This window comes from Marinicella sediminis (assembly GCF_002000055.1).
Classification (GTDB): Bacteria; Pseudomonadota; Gammaproteobacteria; order Xanthomonadales; family Marinicellaceae; genus Marinicella; species Marinicella sediminis.
Genome location: NZ_MVBD01000006.1, coordinates 1 through 16992, shown reverse-complemented (window position 1 = coordinate 16992; position 16992 = coordinate 1). Strand labels below are relative to the sequence as shown.

Below are 16992 nucleotides of genomic sequence, written 5' to 3'. Positions count from 1 at the left end.
CCACAGATGGGCAGCCTGATGGCTGCTTTGTTATTGGCTTTGCTGAAATTTTTTCGGTGACATGCCAAACTGGGCTTTGAAGCATTGTGAAAAATATGACAGGGAGTTAAACCCACATTCATCAGCCACCAGACTGACCTGGTAACCATCCCTGAGTAAGGCTTTGGCCTGATTCAGCCTGAACTCACGAAGCATGTCCATGGGGTTCTGATCAATCAAGGCTTTGATCTTGCGTTGTAGCTGCCGGTCTGAAACCGCCATGAGCCCTGCCAGTTTTACCCTCGACAACATTGGATCTGCAAAATGTGTTGCTATCAGACTTCTCAGGCGATCGACAAATTCCTGATCTTTTTTGGGCAATGAAGAAGACTTGGCCTGACCAGCAAAGAGGTCCTGGCCGGCTTTCTTTTTCAGGATGTCACGGATGGTGAGCATGTTGTCCAGTTGGATCAGCAATTCATCGCGGTCGAATGGTTTGGTCATGTAAGCATCGACATTTTCACGCCAGCCTTTGATGCGGCTGGTTTTGTCATTCAATGCAGTGAGTAACATCAATGGAATGTGTGAGGTGCGTTCATCGGCACGGATGATGCGAGCCACCTTGAAACCATCCATTTCAGGCATCATCACATCGGAAATGATGACGTCAGGTACCTGTTCAATGGCTGCGGCCACCCCTTTGACACCATTTTCTGCAGTCAGACAATTATAGTGAGGGCTGATGATGTCGGCGATGTGCTGGCGCATGTCATGGTTGTCTTCAATCACCAGCACGGTGTTCAGGGTGACGTCTTCGGTCTGTGTGTCACTGGTGCCATTGGCTGCTGTTACCTGTTCCACTTCACCAGATTCCTTTTGCAGCTGTTGTACCAGTGTACTGATGTGGGTTTGTTCCTGTGACTCCACCGCCTCAGCCAAAGGCACCTGGACAACAAACTCACTGCCCACCCCCAATTCGCTGTCCACTGTGATCTGACCGTTGTTGACCATAACCACTTCTTCTACCACTGATAAACCAATGCCAATGCCTTCAATGGCCTGATGTGAGTCCAGCCGGCGGAATCGTTTAAAAATGTCTTGCTGCTGTTTTGCAGTCAGGCCCGCGCCGGTGTCTTTGACACAGATGATCAACGAGTCCTTACTGGTGGAGGCAGAAACCCACACTGAACCACCTGACGGGGTGTATTTGATGGCATTGGACAGCAGGTTGCCCAGCACCGCATCAATGTACTGATCGGTGACATCAATGGTGGCAGGTTCATTCACTGACAGTTGCAGGTTGATGTGCTTGCTGCTTGCCATGTGTTGAAATGACTCGACCAGGGCGGCCACCTGTTGGTGGGTGGTTTGGGCGTGGGTTTTGACTTGATCCAGGTCACTGACTCTGGCGATTTGCAGCAACTGCTCAACCAATGACAGCAAGCGATTGGCACTGCGGTTGATCATGGACAGGCTTTTTACATCTGCTTGATCGGTTTGTTTAGTCAGCAGTTCTTTGATTGGTCCAAGGATCAGCGTCAGCGGTGTGCGGAATTCATGTGACACATTGGAAAATAATTCATTCTTCTTCACCAGCAGGGATTCAACCGTTTGTTTCTGAATGCTCAGTTCTTTGGTTTTCTCAACCACTTCAATGCGCAACATCGCCGCGATGCGTTGATTGGTCTTGATCTTACGTTGGACATACCAATACATGAGACCCAGTGCCGTGAGTACATAACTGGTCAGTGCCCACCAGGTCAGCCAGGGTGGTGGCAAGACAGTGATGTTCAGTATTCGTGGTTCATCTGACCATATTCCTTCATTGTTGCTGGCCCGAATTTGCAATTCATATTGGCCACTGGGTAGATTGGTGTAGGTGGCCATTCTTTGATTGGCTTGGGTCAGATTCCATTTGTCTTCAAAAGGGTACAGCCTGTGCTGGTATAGGTTGTCATCCGGGTCAGTGAAATCCATGGCCGCAAATTCGAAGGCCATGACATAATCCCGGTGGGTTAACTCCAGTTTTTCCGTTTGGTTGAGGTCTTGATTGAGCGCAAACTCACCTCCCTTTTCAGCCACCAGCACGGGTTCATTGAACCGTTTCAGCCGGGTGAAATTTACCAATGGTGGTGTTTGGTTAAAGGTGATTTCATTGGGATTAAAGAAATTGTAGCCTTTGACCCCACCCAAAAAAAGTTGACCTGATTGAGACAGGAAACCGGCATTTCGATTAAAGCCGTTTGATTGCAAGCCATTGTCTACAGTGAACCGTTTGATGTCAGTACCGTTCAGACGGGTTCTGATCAGTCCATCATCGGTACCGATCCACAGTGAGTCATCAAAACCAATGATTTCCAGTGAGTTTCGTTCACTGCCCAGTACAGTGTCAGACCACTTTTTGATGTGTTCAGTGTTGAGGTTGATCTGTACCAGGCCCATTCCTGCCAGGGCCACAAACAAATCATCATCGTGGGCATAAACCGCATGCACTATGGATGTACCCAATTGCTGATTGATCGATTCCAATGGCATCAGTTGGCCACCTTTGAATCTGTATAGACCCTTGTTGGAGGCAAAATACCAGGCTTCAGTGAATGAAGAGTGGGTCAGGTCATAGAACTCTGTGTTTTCAGATCCCGGAATGCGTTCAACTTGTTGGGCTTCGGTGTTGATCAGAAACAGCCCGTCAAGACCACCGGTAAACCACCGGTCCCTGGATTGGTTGATGAAATTGATCAAACGGATGTCATCATTGAATAAAACAATGTGATCGGCTTCGTTGATTTGATGGATGCCATTCGAACTGCCTATCAGAACACCGGTTTCGGGGCTATGAGCAATGGTGGTAGGTACATTGCTGGCAAATACCGGCAGACCGGAATCATCACGATTAAGGCGTTCACACTCGCCTGATTCTTTGTTTATTTTTTGGATGCCAGACTGACTGGCTATCCAGTAATGCTGATCATCTTCAGTCATGTCCAAATATGATTCACTCAGGTTGCAAATGGCACCTGCCGACAGCTGATTAAGGCCAAAAGTCTGGCGCTTCAAATCCAATGTGTCGACTGAACCATTGAAATGAAGCACCCAGACAAGACCGGAGTGGTCAATGAATAAATCAGTCACTGCGTTACTGGACAGCTGTGCAAATGATTCGGCTGTTGCACTGAACCGAATGACGGAATTGAGTGCTGCATCATAAAGTTTGATGCCATCGAAAATGGTGATCACCCAGATCTGATCATCAATCCTGTGGGTGGAGCGGATCATGGTGTCGGCCAGGTCCTTTATCATGCTTTCCCAGGCCAACAGGTCTGTACTATGAAACACCCCTTGATCAGAGGCCAGGATAAAGCCCTCGTCCACCCGCAAACTGCGGTACAAACCAACGGTGGGCGTGTGGTGAGTGATAAACAGTTGTTGTTTGGTGTCAAACTCAATCAACTGATTGGTTTTGAGGATATATATACTGTCTCCGCTGGCATCAATGTCCATGATGTAACCATCTGATTTGATCAGAGGGTTGTTGCTGAAATCGAAGAACTGCCATTCAGACTCATTGAATTTAAGCAGCCCTTCATTGGTTACTGACCACATCCAACTGTTACTTTGGGTGATTTTGTTGTGCACCTGAACAGCGAAGTCATCGCGGTGAATGGCCTGAACAGTACTGCCTGTGATTTTAAATACACCGTTGTTTTGAGTGCCCACCCACAATTGCCCCTGATCATCTTTGATCAGGGTTTTGATTTCATTGATTTGAGTTGTGATGTCGCTGCCATGCAGATCCGCCAGTGACAACAGTTCATGACCATCCCAGCGAAATACAGCGGTCGAGGTGGCCAGCCAAATGAAGCCATCGTCGGTTTGCAGCGCCGCTTTGATGATGGTGTTGAGGGCTAAAACCTGGTTGTTTGGTTGAGCAATCACAGGGCATGCCACCAGTGCAAACATCAAGGCGTTGAACAATCGTTTCAAATGATTTCACCCGTCAAACAAAGACTGGATTATAACAATTTACTGGTTGATGCCAAGTTAAGAAGACCTCTGCGCTTTTGTATCGGAGCGGGGTTGAGTCAGTGAAAGGAGGCAGATAAAAGGTCCAGTTCGATATATGAAACAAAGGACCTTTTGTACAATTGGATTCAGTCAGTCGTATCAATCAGTTGGCAGCAAAATTTCTTCATTCCAGCAAGTTGGGTTGGATTGATCTTGCTTGGGTGGAGAAGACCAGCTGCCGTCCATGGTTGTTGTAATGGTGTATATTTGCCCATTGATTGAGACTTGCTCTACATATGGCGGGCAGGATTGAGTTGCCTGAACAACGGCAAATTGTTCGATTTGACCATCTTCGTGCACGTGACGGCATACGATGACATCACCCAAGCCTGGATCGGCGGGGAACGCTTGTACGTCATTGGCAATTACCAATATCAACATAACAGTTAAAGATAAAGTGTATTTCATTTTGGACTCCTTTGTGTCATTGCTCACCGAACAACCAATCCAGGTTTTCAATGCAGCGGTTGCAGTTTTTTTACATTCTGAAACTGGATCAATCACCGGGTAACAATACATATGTGTTGTAACAGGTGGGACTGGAAGGGTCACTCATTTTGGGGATGACTTCAGTGACAGTTTCCGTGTGGATAAACAGCCTGTTCACGCCATCAACAAATTTATAATGGGAAAAAGCAGGACAAGACTGAGGGGCCTGAACGGTTGCGTATTGACTTTCAATTGTGCCATTCACATGCACATGTTGGCATACCTTAACGTCACCCAGACCGGGGTCTGCTCCAAAAGCCGAAGTTTGCTGGCTAACAACGAGCATCATCACCGAACTGAATAAGGTCGAATTAAAAAGGGTTTTCATCTATCAGTCTCCATCAAAAAACTAAACCTCAAATACCCGCAGTTCCAACAGGTATGGTCGCGGGTCATGGGAGTGCATATTAGATAATTAATACCTGCCGATCAAGTCCAAGTGACCTGATGGCCTCATTTGGTCCTGATATTATAAAAACCTGTCCTTATTCATACAATTCAGAATCGAGCCGTTCATTTGGCCGCCGCTGGTGAAGCTGTGGAAATCTGGCGTTGACGGGGTTTCAAGCTGAAACGTTGTTTAAAACGTTCCAGGATGGCATACAATGATGGAATCAGAATCAACGTGATCACCGTGGCGAACAGGATGCCGAAGGCCAGCGACACCGCCATGGGGATAATCACCTTGGCCTGCAAAGACTGTTCAAACATGATAGGCAACAGGCCAAAGAAGGTGGTCAGCGAAGTCAACAGGATGGCGCGAAAGCGCTTAGAACCGGCATGCTTGACCGCGGTGATGATGTCGACACCTTCGCTGCGTTCCTTGTTGATGTAATCAACCATCACCAGTGAGTCATTGACCACCACCCCGGTCAGGGCGATCACCCCGAAAATTGACATCATACTGAAGGTCATGCCCAGCAACAGGTGGCCGACGATGGCCCCGGTGATGCCAAATGGGATCACCAGCATGATGATCAGGGGTTGGGCGTAAGATTTCAGAGGAATGGCCAGCAGCACATAGATTAACAACACAGCGGCCAGCATACCAATGCCCAGGTTATTTTGTAAATTGGTCATTTCTTTTGTATTGCCATCAAGGTCATAATCGACTCCTGGATATTCCGGAACGATTGGATTGTCAGGTTCAGGCATCAATTGACCAACAATGGTTTGCGGGTCAGCGATGGCTTTGTCAACCATAGCGGAGATGCGGGCGGCGCGTTTGCGGTTGACCCGTTCTATGGCATTGGCGGCTTTGCCCAGTTTGACCTCGGCCACTGTACTCAGGGGCACTTCATCGCCCTGTGCGGTGCGGATGCGCAATTCATCCAGTGAGCGCAATGACTCACGGGTGTTGCGGTCATATCGCAGCATCACTTTGACTTCATCATTGCCGCGTTGCAGGCGCTGAACTTCTTCGCCATAGTAGGCCTGTCTGATCTGTCGGCCGAGGTCGCTTTGCGTGAGTCCCAGGGTTTCACCCAGGGGCTTGATGGAGAACTCTATTTCGTCTTTACCCATCTCCATGGAATTCCTGACATCTGAGACGCCATCAAATTCACGCAGTTTGTCGGCAATGACTTCAGCAGCCAGGCGCAGTTCCTCGGTGTCACTGCCCACCAGTTTCAGGCTCACATCAGGACCCTGACCAGGACCGGATAATGACAGGGTTCCAATTTGTCTGGCACCGGGAATTTCTCCGATGTATTCGGTCCAGCGGCGCAGCATTTCCTTGCCGTCGATCACCGCGTTTTCATCTTTGACCAATTCCACAACCACCCGACCGGAAACTTGAGAGTCAAGTACTGAAAACCTGTGTGTATAGACGGCGCCTTGCTCTTTACCTACAGACTGACTGACGTCGCGATCCAGTCTTACCAGGGCCTGTTCTATGTGGTGCAGTACTTCCGTGCTGCGGTCTTTGGGCGTACCCTGGGCCATGGCGAAATCGGCCTGGACAAAATCTGAGACAAAATCCGGCATCATCACAAAGCGCACCAGCCCATTCACCATTAAGCCAATGGCCAATACGAAGATGCCGACAAACACCGTGAGGGTCAACCCCGGCCGGCGTATGGCCTTGCCAATGGTTGGCCGGTACTGGTGTTTGATCACCCATTCCAGACCGTGGTTGACCTGGCGTTGCAGCCTCAGCAGTGGTCCCGGGTTGTCGGTGCCGATGTCGGCTGATTTCATGTGAGCCAGATGCGCCGGCAGGATCAGCTTGGATTCCACCAGCGAGAATATCAGGCACAGAATGACCACCCAGCCGATGGCTTCAAAAAAGGAGCCAAACAGGGTGCCGACAAACAACATGGGGACAAAGGCGGCGATGGTGGTCAGCACCCCAAATGTCGCCGGGGTGGCGACTTTTTGAGCGCCCACCACCACGTTTTTCAGGGAATGACCTTTGTGCTGGATTTCCGCATAAGCGCTTTCGCCAATGACAATGGCATCATCGACCACAATACCCAGTACGACAATGAATCCGAACATACTGAGCATGTTGATGGTGACGTCAGCAACCGGTAAAAACAGAAATGCACCCAAAAATGCCACAGGTAGGCCAACCATCACCCAAAAGGCCACTTTTAAACGCAGAAACAAAGTCAAGATGAGTAACACCAGTACAGCACCCTGCATAATATTCCTTTCCATCATGTCCAGCCTTCCCCGCACGTAGTGTGAGGTGTCAGACCAGGTACTTAAAGACATGTTATCCGGCATGGTGTTTTGCTTGGCTGAAACATACTTCAGGACCTGATTTGAAATTTCAATGATGGATTCACTTTCCACTGAATTGACTGTGATATTGATGGCTGACTTGCCATCAAACTGTCCTGGCTCTGTGTCTTCAACAAATGCATCTTTGATGATGGCAATGTCTTCCAGCAACAAGCGGGATCCATCGGGGTTGGTGCGGATGACAGTTTTGGCAAAATCAGTACCGGTGTAGGACTGACCGACTGCACGTAACAACACATCACCCCGATCGGTTTTAATCGAACCCCCAGGCAGGTCCAGTGAAGCACTGCGCAGGGCATGGGCGATTTCATCAAAGGTCAGCTGATACTGGCGCAGTGTGTTTTCTCTGATCTCAATGGCGATTTCATACTCACGGTTTCCGGAAAGAGAGGCCATGGAAACGCCAGGTAAGTCAATGATGTCATCGCGGATGTCCTGAGCAGCCAGCAACAACTCTTTTTCGGGTACTGGTCCATAAACGGAAACCCTGATCACGGGTTGTTGAATGATGATTTCATTGATGATGGGTTTTTCCGCCTGTTCAGGGAAGGAATTGATGCCATCGACCCGGTTCTTGATCTCTGCCATGACGTTTTTCACATCATAATCGCTGCCGATTTCGATGTTGGCCCGGGCAAAGCCTTCGTTGGCCACACAGGTGGTTTTGTCAATGCCTTCCAGGCCGGTGACGGCGTCTTCTATTTTGGTACAAATGCCTTTTTCCACCTCATCCGGTGCCGCTCCCGGATAGGCCATGGTGACCTGCACCTGGTTGATTGAAGTGGTCGGAAACATTTCTTTTTTCAGGGTATAGGCAGTGTACAAACCTCCGATGAGCAAACACACCATCAACAGGTTGGCCGCCACCGGATTGCTGGCAAACCAGTAAATGATGCCACTGTCCCAGGACTTTTTCATGAGGCTGCCTGTTCGTTCATGGCCGGTGTTTCAGCCGCTTGATCTGCCCGTCTGAGCAGCATGCCTTCGGTCGGTGCCTGAATTGGCGTGGTGATGATCAGGTCGGTCTGGTCAATGCCCTGATCGACATAAAAATAATCATCGGTTTTATAGGCCACCCGGACCTGTTTGATGGCCAGCTTGCCCCCTGGTGTATAAACGGCCAGTTGATCATTGGGCATCATCCAGGCGCTGGGAATGGCAAACACATTTTGGTGGGTGTGGCCGGTGATGCGGGCCTGTAAAAAGCCATTGATGCGCAGACCCAGGACAAAAGGATCCTGAATTTCTGCCACCGCATAATTCATCAGGGTGCGACTGTCTTTGGTCGCTTCCATGCGTCTGATCTGACCGCTGGCCACGGTTTCATTGTGGTCATTCAGGAAGCTCACTGCCAATGGCTCATCTTCCAGTGAGCGCTGCATGAGATGCAGTTTGCTTACTTCGTCATTACTCAGGGGTAGCCGGACTTCTGCCACTTCGGTGCCGGCGATCACCCCCAACAAGCCTGCCATCCCCACATACTGGCCCAGGTCCACAGACTTACTGATCACGGTGCCAGTAAAGGGGGCTTTGATGGCTGTTTTTTGTAAATCCCTGCGGGCCTTTTGCAGGTCAGCCTGGGCAGCTTTAAGGCCTGCTTTGGCGCCATCCAGCTGGGGAATGTTCAGCAACAGATCACTGGGTTGACCGGTTTTGCCGAATGACTGCCAGTCTTTTTTGGCCTGATCAGATTTGGCTTGTTCCAGATCCAGGCTGGCCTGAGCACTGGCCAGGCTGGCTTCGGCCCGGGCCACGGCCACCTGGTAATCAGCTGGATCCAGTTGTACCAGTACATCACCTTTGGTAAACATGCCACCAGCGATGAATGCAGGGCTCATGTTCAGTACCCGTCCAGTGATTTCACTGGTCAGGTTGATTTGCCGCTTGGCCTGTAAGGTACCCTGGGAGGCCACAAAAACGGTTACATCAGTGGGTTTAAGTTGGGCGGTTTCTACCAGAAAGCCGACAGGTTTATCGGGTATTCTGACTGGCTCGGTTTTCATGGATTTCATGACATTGAGCAGAACAAACACCACCACCAGGATGATGACGATGGGCAGCAGCCTTTTGAGGAAGCCTGGTTGTTTGGTTTGATGACTGGTTTTTTCCATGGTTTGATCCAATTGTTTGCTGCTATTAAAAACCAACAGTCCCCTAACTGCTGTACCGGTTTTGCGGTTTATACTGACCTATTTTAATTGATTTTATGATCAGCTGATACGGCCATCTGTCATGAAAAATGCTTATGGTTTTAAGCCGGCCACCAGTCCATGCATTGTCCCGGTATCAGCGCTGTCGATGTGGCTGAACACCTCGGCAGATATTTGGTTCAGGGTGTTGCTGGCCTGTTGATAAGTTTGCTCGCCGGTGGCAGTGAGCTTGACCAGGCTGACCCGGGCATCTCTGGGGTTGATGTCTTTGGCCACCAGACCAATTTTTTCCATCGGATTGAGCATCTTGGTTACTCCTGAGGCTGAACGACACAACTCATGAGCCAGGTCAATCCGGCGCATCGTGTGTTGAGCAGCCAGATGCAAGCGATGCATCAGCATATATTCAGCAAAGCCAATGCCATGTACCGCACCTAAACTGGCATCCAATTTCCGGGTGATGGCAGTGGTTTGGGCCCACAACTTTATCAGGGTATCGCTCTGTTGGTTCGGTTTCATTGTGTCTCACATATGTTTTACTGGTGCAGTATATGTAAAATAAACCAATTGTCAATCATTGATCTATCTGAAAGCGGTCATTAAGCAGACGTCAATCAGTGATGAACGGTTGAGGCTTTGTTAAAAAAACAGCTTTTTTGAAGCATCAGTGATGTGACCGGAGCCTGAATGGGGTAATGGAATGAGCCTTAATCCCGGTATTGATTGATGGTGTTTTTCAGTTCAACACAGGCCTGCCGGGCTTTTTCGGCACAGTTTTCAGCACTGTCACCAGCATAGATGATGCCGCGGGAAGAGGATATGATCAGGCCTTTGCCATCGGCTCTGAGACCGGCTTTGAGGGTTTTTTCCACATCCCCACCCTGCGCGCCGATGCCAGGAATCAACAGTGGCATGTCACCAACGATTTGCCGGATGTCAGCCAATTCAACCGGGTAAGTCGCACCCACCACCAACAGCAGGTTGCGGTTGTCATTCCAGTCGTTGGCGGCCTTGCCGGCCACTTTTTGAAACAGGGTCTGACCATCGGCCAGGGTCAAATTTTGCAACTCGCCTGAACCTGCGTTGGAGGTTTTGCACAACACCACCACGCCTTTCCCGGCATGACTAGAATAAGGTTTCAGGGTATCTCCTCCCATGTAGGGATTCACTGTCACGGCATCTGCCTGATAGCGTTCAAAGGCTTCCCGGGCATATTGTTCAGCGGTGCTCCCAATGTCCCCGCGTTTGGCATCCAGGATGACTGGCACATCCGGGTGTTTTTCATGGATGTAAGCGATGATGGCGGTCAGTTCAGCTTCGGCTTTGAGCGCTGCAAAATAGGCTATTTGTGGCTTAAAGGCACAGACATGCTGAGCCGTGGCATCGACGATTTGTTTCAGCCAGTCAAGTAAACCAAGCCCAAGGGCATCGATTTTCGCTTGATTGGGATCCAGACCCACACAAACCAGAGACTGGTGTTTTTCCTGGGCGCGTTCTAACTGTTGAATGAACATGGGCTTGAAAATCTGAAGAGAGCGACTATTTTATGAGAACCCGTTGTCAATGGGAACTTTAATTTGTTGAATGAATCTGTACAGCTTATGAAACACATTATTCTGATGGTTATGATCTGGCTGGCCTCAGCTGCCACTGCCACCTTACCGGCCGCGGTCAACGGCCAACCGGTGCCTTCACTGGCACCCATCCTTGAACAGGTTACCCCAGCGGTGGTTAACATCAACACCAAATCAGTGCAGTACGTGCGCTCCAGGAACAGCGAATTTTACAGTTGGTTTTATGGTTTGCCGAACACCCCCCGTGAACGGGTCACCCAATCCCTGGGGTCCGGGGTCATCGTTGATGCCGTACAAGGCTACATCCTCACCAATCACCATGTGGTTGGAGATGCCGATGACATTTCGGTGGTGTTGCACGATGGCCGTACCTACAGCGCCCGACTGATCGGTTCTGATGAAGGCACCGATGTGGCGGTGATTCAAATTGAAGCAGACAACCTCACCGCACTGCCATTGGCCGATTCGAAACAGCTCCGGGTGGGCGATTTTGTGGTCGCCGTGGGTAACCCATTCGGTCTGGGTCAGACCGTGACTTCGGGTATCGTCAGTGCGCTGGGCCGCACCAGCCTGAGCGGCCTTGGGTATCAGAATTTCATCCAGACCGATGCCTCCATCAATCCGGGCAACTCCGGTGGTGCGCTGATTGATCTGAATGGGTCTTTGGTGGGCATTAACACCGCCATTTTTTCGCCATCAGGTGGCAATGTCGGCATTGGTTTTGCCATCCCCTCCTCACTGGCCGAACGCATGATGCGTCAATTGGTTGAGTTTGGTACGGTGCGTCGAGGGTCGTTGGGCATGGGCGTGCAGGACATCACCGAACGACTGGCCAGGGCTTTTGATGTGGGTCAGCGCCAGGGCGTTTTGGTGACTTCTGTTGACCCTGATTCGCCCGCTGACCGCGCTGGCTTACAGGCTGGTGATATCATCACCCGATTGAATGGTGACCGCATCACCAACCGCAAACAGTTTCAGAATTACGAAGGCCTGATCGAACTGGACAGCCGGGTCAGCATCGACTACTTGCGCGATGATGAAGCCACCCAGGTCATCACCCTGATCACCGAAGCAGACCGCAATGAAATTCAGGGCAAAGAATTACACCGATTGCTTGAAGGCACGCTGCTGATGAACCTGCCACTACAGTTTAAAGATCGCTTCCAGGGGGTACTGATTGAAGAAATCGGGCGTGGCTCTGTGGCTTGGGATCTGGGCCTGCGGGCTGGTGATCTGATCACCGCAATCAACAAAGCCGAAATCAACAGCCTGAAGCAGCTGACCCAGGGGTTTGAGCGATCGCGCAAAGCCCCGATGTTGCACATTTACCGCAATGGCAGAACCTACCTGTTACCATTGGAGGACTGACAGAGGAATGAACCATGAATGAACAAGAAACCGCAGCCGGTTTACCCCAGACGCCAGGTTATCAATACGCCAGACAGGTCGGTCAGCAGCTGTTTGTCAGTGGCCAGGTACCCAACGATGGCGATGGAACCATCGTTGGTGTGGGCGATCCTGCTGTGCAGGCAGAACAGTGTCTGCTCAACCTGCAAAAATTGTTGTCGATACATGACTTCACGACAAAACACATTCAGCAATTGGTCATTCATGTGGTCGGTGAACGATCAAACCTGACCCGCGCCTGGGAAGTTGTGGAAGCGTATTTCTCCGGCCAGGTGCCACCAGCCACCTTGCTGGGTGTACCGGTGCTCGGTTATGCCGATCAGCTGGTGGAAATCGATGCCACCATCATCAAGCCCTGAAACCAAGCGATGAAGTTCTGATTATCAGTTCAACCCACCGACTTGTTTTGTAGCACAGGCAATGAAAGGCATGCGGTTTTATCAATGATAAAGAAGCGTGCCTTGAAAGCCGTTGTGCGTACAGGCAATGAAAGGCATGCGGTTTTATCAATGATAAAGAAGCGTGCCTTGAAAGCCGTTGTGCGTACAGGCAATGAAAGGCATGCGGTTTTATCAATGATAAAGAAGCTGTTGTGCCTACGTTCAATGAATGCTTGCTGGTTTTCGTACCATGGCTTCTTAAAAAAAACGTTGTCATTCCGACCAAACGTAAGTGAGTGGAGGGATCTCCAAAGGCCTGGGAGATCCCTCGACTCGTTTCACTTGCTCGAGATAACAGCTCTCTTTTGTCCGGAACAGATATGCAGTGCGAAGCACCTGCTGAGTTAATAGCCTTGAATAATAGTTATGTTCTCTTCTGTCAGAGGTGTGAATTTATATATTCAAGTTAGCTTTTAGACTTTCTGTTGTTCCTATTCTCATTGCTTTACTTGTAACACCTGTGCGCTTTTTTCTTGAATTGGCCGGTATACCTGATGTGTACGTCTTTTTAATAGGTTTATTTTGGCTGACTCTGGTATGTTCAATCTATTGGGCTAATAAATGAGTAAACAAAACATCTCCTCATCGAATTCTTTTGTGTTGCCTTGAGATATTTTCACCTATATCGAGAATTCCCTATTCATATTATGGTGGATGACTAAAAAGTGGGAGTTAGGCACTCATTACGATATATTTAATAACTGGAGTCAAGCCTTGATCGGGCAGCTTTTATATGTCTCTGATATTCAAATAGTTCCAGGTTTTATCGTTGAATCTGTCGCCTTGTTTTTTCTGCGATCAAGGGCTAAATCAAAAGGTGTAGTGAAAACTTAACAAGTGGTTAAAGAAGGTTTTGTAATGGACTTGCAGGACGGGCTAAGTCCATCGTAAAACTGCATATTCTGCACTTAAAGCCGGTAATAGACATAAATTAACGCATTCATGCACATCTATCCGCCCATTTCTTGATAATAACGCAGTCAATAATTTACTTCAAAGAGAGAAATCAATGACTTACAATGAATCCACAGAAAAAGATGTGCACGAATATACGCCAATATCTTGATAGATGGCACAGATGCACAATTAATAAATTGTTATGTGTCCAAGAAATCAGGAATGATGAGTGAATAAAGAATTAATAAAAAAATGGGCTTGCTTACTAAGTAAAAAGCTTGGAAGAAGTGAAGCGGAAATAGAAAAACGAGGTTTGTCAGCGTATGATTTTTCACCATCGACAAGCGTTGAGATATATTACTCAGAAAGTTCTATCATAAAATTCGATTCTGCTTTCTTAGTAATAGACGAAGAGAGTCGTATGGCTGCGGTATTTTCTGAACATTACGGTTACCACGAGTTTTCTATTTATGGCGCAGTAGCAAAAGAAATTTCAGTAAGTTACTACGTGGACGAAGACTATGAGGGCGTCGTCACATAACAAGTTGCTGCACGCTGACACATACTGCTACGCTCGTTTTTGTGTGTCGCTGCGCTCCAGAATACACAAAAACGCTCTCCACAGTATGTGCAGGTGAGCAATGCGTTAGAGGGTAGTAATAAGGAAATATGGATTACGAGAATCACATCAAAGAGTTTTCTTCTCTAGCAAAAGAGTATTGCGAGTGGGTGGAAAATAAAAAAGATAAAGAGAGTGATGTTTATTATCTTCAAGTTCTCTTATCTAAGCTGTACTGTTGGGGGATTCAATTACCTGGCTGTGAGCCAAGTGATCTTTTATATTCAGATGACATGCCATCACATGATTACAATGAAATCACAAAATACTTTAATGACTTCCCATATCAATATTATTCAACGGTCTTTAATGCCGAAATTGTGCCAAGTGAAGAGCCCGTAGTAGGTGATATTATTGATGATCTGTCTGATATATATAAAGATCTCAAAGATGGGTTATGGTATCTCGATCAGGGCAGTGAAATAGATGCAGTATTTCATTGGCGCACTTCTTTGGGCAGCCATTGGGCTCGTCATATTTTGGGGGCAATGCATGCACTATATTGTCATGAATAAAACCTCTAACAAGCGCAAGCACAATCGCCAGCAAGCTGGCTGGACTCGTCGCTTCGCTCCTCGCCTGTGTTGCGGGCGTTAAGTGTTAAAAGTGTTGGTGTAATCAAAGAACTAGCGTAATGGAATCGAAAAAAGAGATTATCAAGGCAAACACCATCAATTACCGCAAGGGCTTCATTGAAGTAACCCCAGCTATACATGATGGCTGCATTAACATTGAGGCTTGGAATATTCATCCGGACAAAGACATAAAAAACATTTCAATTGGGATGGATCAGCTTGCTGATGACGATGTCGTTGGTAATGTCGAAATTGAACTAAATGAAGATGAAGTCCGCGCTTTGATCGCAATGCTGGAAAAATCTATGGATAGGGTAAAATAAACAAAAAGTATGGCTCGTTAGGTGGGGCTACACTTAACAAATTAATCAAATGGACGCCTGGCGGCGCCATTCGTTAAGGCGTTAGTTTCCAAAATGTAGGTTCGAGAAATGTTTGGGATTTTTAAGAAAAAGGAATTGGATTGGCCTTTTGATCAACCAAAAAACTGTGCCGTATTTACAATAAGGCAGGTACTAGATGGTGAGCACCCTATTCAGGTTATTTACCACGACCTAGAAGATGATGGCTGGCAATTCGTAAGCAATATTGAATATACAACGGATGACGCTCAATTGGTTGGCTTAGAAGAAATTACTAAAATCGACCCAACTGTCTTTGAAGTTGCAAAGATGGAGCCAGGCTACCACGCGTGGCGAAATAGCGTTGGCGAAAAATGGAATATAGTAAAAACTCCAGATGAATCAGAAGAGTAAACTAACAAGTAAAGCCAGCATCGCCCCTGCGGGGCTGGACCTTCGTTCCGGCGCTTCGCGCCTACACTGCGGCCGCTGCTTTAGGCGTTAAATGTCACGAGAAAGTTATGCTAGATACTGAGAGAGTGAGATCAAGAGAAATAACTGACGCTCATAGTGGAATTGTATATTGGAAGCCAGTAAAGTCACTTTGGTTTCTCTCTCACTTAGCCGCGGCTATTTTCATAGCGCCCTTCGTTGTTTCAGCTTCATCTTTGGCCGTGTTCTTGGTTCTTACTGGTATCACTCTTTGCTTTGGCCATTCGCTTGGTATGCATCGTCTATTGATTCATCGTTCCTACGAATGCCCAAAATGGATGGAGTACCTGTTTGTTTGGTTGGGTGTGCTTGTTGGAATGGCTGGTCCCATTGGCATGATGCTTCAACATGACCTCAGAGATTGGGCGCAGCGCCAGTCAAAATGTCATGACTACCTGCTTCATGGTTCGGGAATCATTAAAGACGGATGGTGGCAATTGAATTGTGATCTCACTTTGAAGCATCCACCCGAATTTACTATCGAAAGTGAAGTTGCATCGGATAAGTTCTATCAATTTATAGAGAAAACGTGGATGTGGCAGCAGCTTGTAGTCGCCGTTCCGCTGTATTGGCTTGGTGGTTTGAGTTGGTTGGTTTGGGGTGTGTCCGTTCGCATCGTAATTTCTGTAGGCGGTCATTGGTTAATCGGCTATTTTGCCCATAACAAAGGTGAACGCACATGGAAAGTAGAGGGTGCGGCTGTTCAAGGCCATAACATACGTATAGCAGGTTTTCTATCCATGGGTGAGGCGTGGCACAATAATCACCACGCCTATCCTGGTTCGGCTATGCTCGGTTTATACAAAGACGAGCCTGATCCGGGTTGGTGGGTATTGAACGCATTGCGCAACCTCGGCGTTGTCAAGAATATAAGGCTACCGAAGCAATTACCGGTACGTTCGGAGCTTGTAGCCGAGGCTGGTAATCTAGACCATAGAGTGGAGAGGGTGCCAGAAGATTGTGAGATCGCAAAGTTCATCATGCGTGACAATTAACAAGGCAATGAAGTGCGCTTCACCCTCCGGGTTCCGCCGGACATTTTACTAATTACAAGGACAGGCATTAGCTAAAGGAGCCAGCTTGATTGATCAAGGAGGTTTTTTAAGGAACAGTACTCATTTGACAGCGTAGAGGGGCGTTGATAAGTCCGGAAATTTGGTATGTGGTGAATTAGGCTGAAATGGCCTGTTTTAAAATGAGTTTGATGGTTGCAGAC

14 protein-coding genes are annotated in these 16992 nt (G+C 48.2%); 7 read left to right on the top strand and 7 right to left on the bottom strand.

Going from position 1 to position 16992, the window contains the following annotated elements; all coding sequences use genetic code 11:
- Nucleotides 1–30: 30 nt before the first annotated feature.
- The 7 genes from B0475_RS09435 to pyrF form a co-directional block, all read right to left on the bottom strand.
- Nucleotides 31–3963: a hybrid sensor histidine kinase/response regulator transcription factor gene (locus B0475_RS09435; protein WP_157892833.1), complete on the bottom strand. Its 3933-nt coding sequence runs from the start codon at nucleotides 3961–3963 to the stop codon at nucleotides 31–33.
- A gap of 180 nt (nucleotides 3964–4143) precedes the next feature.
- Nucleotides 4144–4452: a hypothetical protein gene (locus tag B0475_RS09430; RefSeq protein WP_157892832.1), complete on the bottom strand. Its 309-nt coding sequence runs from the start codon at nucleotides 4450–4452 to the stop codon at nucleotides 4144–4146.
- A gap of 88 nt (nucleotides 4453–4540) precedes the next feature.
- Nucleotides 4541–4861 (bottom strand): hypothetical protein, encoded by a 321-nt coding sequence (locus tag B0475_RS09425; protein WP_077411575.1) that lies wholly within the window; start codon nucleotides 4859–4861, stop codon nucleotides 4541–4543.
- A 185-nt stretch (nucleotides 4862–5046) separates the two neighbouring features.
- Nucleotides 5047–8199 carry an efflux RND transporter permease subunit gene (locus B0475_RS09420; RefSeq protein WP_077411574.1) on the bottom strand — a complete coding sequence of 1051 codons (3153 nt, stop codon included), beginning with the start codon at nucleotides 8197–8199 and terminating at the stop codon, nucleotides 5047–5049.
- The gene (locus tag B0475_RS09415; RefSeq protein ID WP_077411573.1) at nucleotides 8196–9392 is read right to left on the bottom strand and encodes an efflux RND transporter periplasmic adaptor subunit; all 1197 of its coding nucleotides are present in this window, start codon (nucleotides 9390–9392) and stop codon (nucleotides 8196–8198) included. Before B0475_RS09415 ends, B0475_RS09420 begins: the two co-directional genes overlap by 4 nt.
- Nucleotides 9393–9524: 132 nt before the next feature.
- Nucleotides 9525–9950 carry a MarR family winged helix-turn-helix transcriptional regulator gene (locus tag B0475_RS09410; protein ID WP_077411572.1) on the bottom strand — a complete coding sequence of 142 codons (426 nt, stop codon included), beginning with the start codon at nucleotides 9948–9950 and terminating at the stop codon, nucleotides 9525–9527.
- A gap of 188 nt (nucleotides 9951–10138) precedes the next feature.
- Nucleotides 10139–10945 carry an orotidine-5'-phosphate decarboxylase gene (gene pyrF, locus B0475_RS09405; RefSeq protein WP_077411571.1) on the bottom strand — a complete coding sequence of 269 codons (807 nt, stop codon included), beginning with the start codon at nucleotides 10943–10945 and terminating at the stop codon, nucleotides 10139–10141.
- Nucleotides 10946–11032: 87 nt separating this feature from the next.
- Between pyrF and B0475_RS09400 the strand changes: the two genes are divergently transcribed.
- From B0475_RS09400 to B0475_RS09360, 7 genes are all read left to right on the top strand, one after another.
- Nucleotides 11033–12373 (top strand): Do family serine endopeptidase, encoded by a 1341-nt coding sequence (locus tag B0475_RS09400; RefSeq protein ID WP_077411570.1) that lies wholly within the window; start codon nucleotides 11033–11035, stop codon nucleotides 12371–12373.
- Nucleotides 12374–12387: 14 nt separating this feature from the next.
- Nucleotides 12388–12771, top strand: coding sequence for a RidA family protein (locus B0475_RS09395; protein WP_077411569.1), 384 nt, complete (start codon nucleotides 12388–12390; stop codon nucleotides 12769–12771).
- Nucleotides 12772–13978: 1207 nt separating this feature from the next.
- Nucleotides 13979–14290, top strand: a complete 312-nt coding sequence (locus tag B0475_RS09380) for a hypothetical protein (protein ID WP_077411566.1) — start codon at nucleotides 13979–13981, stop codon at nucleotides 14288–14290.
- A gap of 128 nt (nucleotides 14291–14418) precedes the next feature.
- Nucleotides 14419–14883, top strand: a complete 465-nt coding sequence (locus B0475_RS09375) for a DUF5063 domain-containing protein (protein WP_077411565.1) — start codon at nucleotides 14419–14421, stop codon at nucleotides 14881–14883.
- Nucleotides 14884–15002: 119 nt separating this feature from the next.
- On the top strand, nucleotides 15003–15266 hold the full coding sequence (locus tag B0475_RS09370) for a hypothetical protein (RefSeq protein ID WP_077411564.1): 264 nt from the start codon (nucleotides 15003–15005) through the stop codon (nucleotides 15264–15266).
- Nucleotides 15267–15374: 108 nt separating this feature from the next.
- Entirely contained in the window at nucleotides 15375–15698 is a 324-nt protein-coding gene (locus tag B0475_RS09365; RefSeq protein WP_077411563.1) for a hypothetical protein, read from the top strand.
- A 125-nt stretch (nucleotides 15699–15823) separates the two neighbouring features.
- A complete protein-coding gene (locus tag B0475_RS09360; RefSeq protein ID WP_198538193.1) occupies nucleotides 15824–16771 on the top strand; it encodes an acyl-CoA desaturase in 948 nt (315 codons plus the stop codon).
- Nucleotides 16772–16992: the final 221 nt, after the last annotated feature.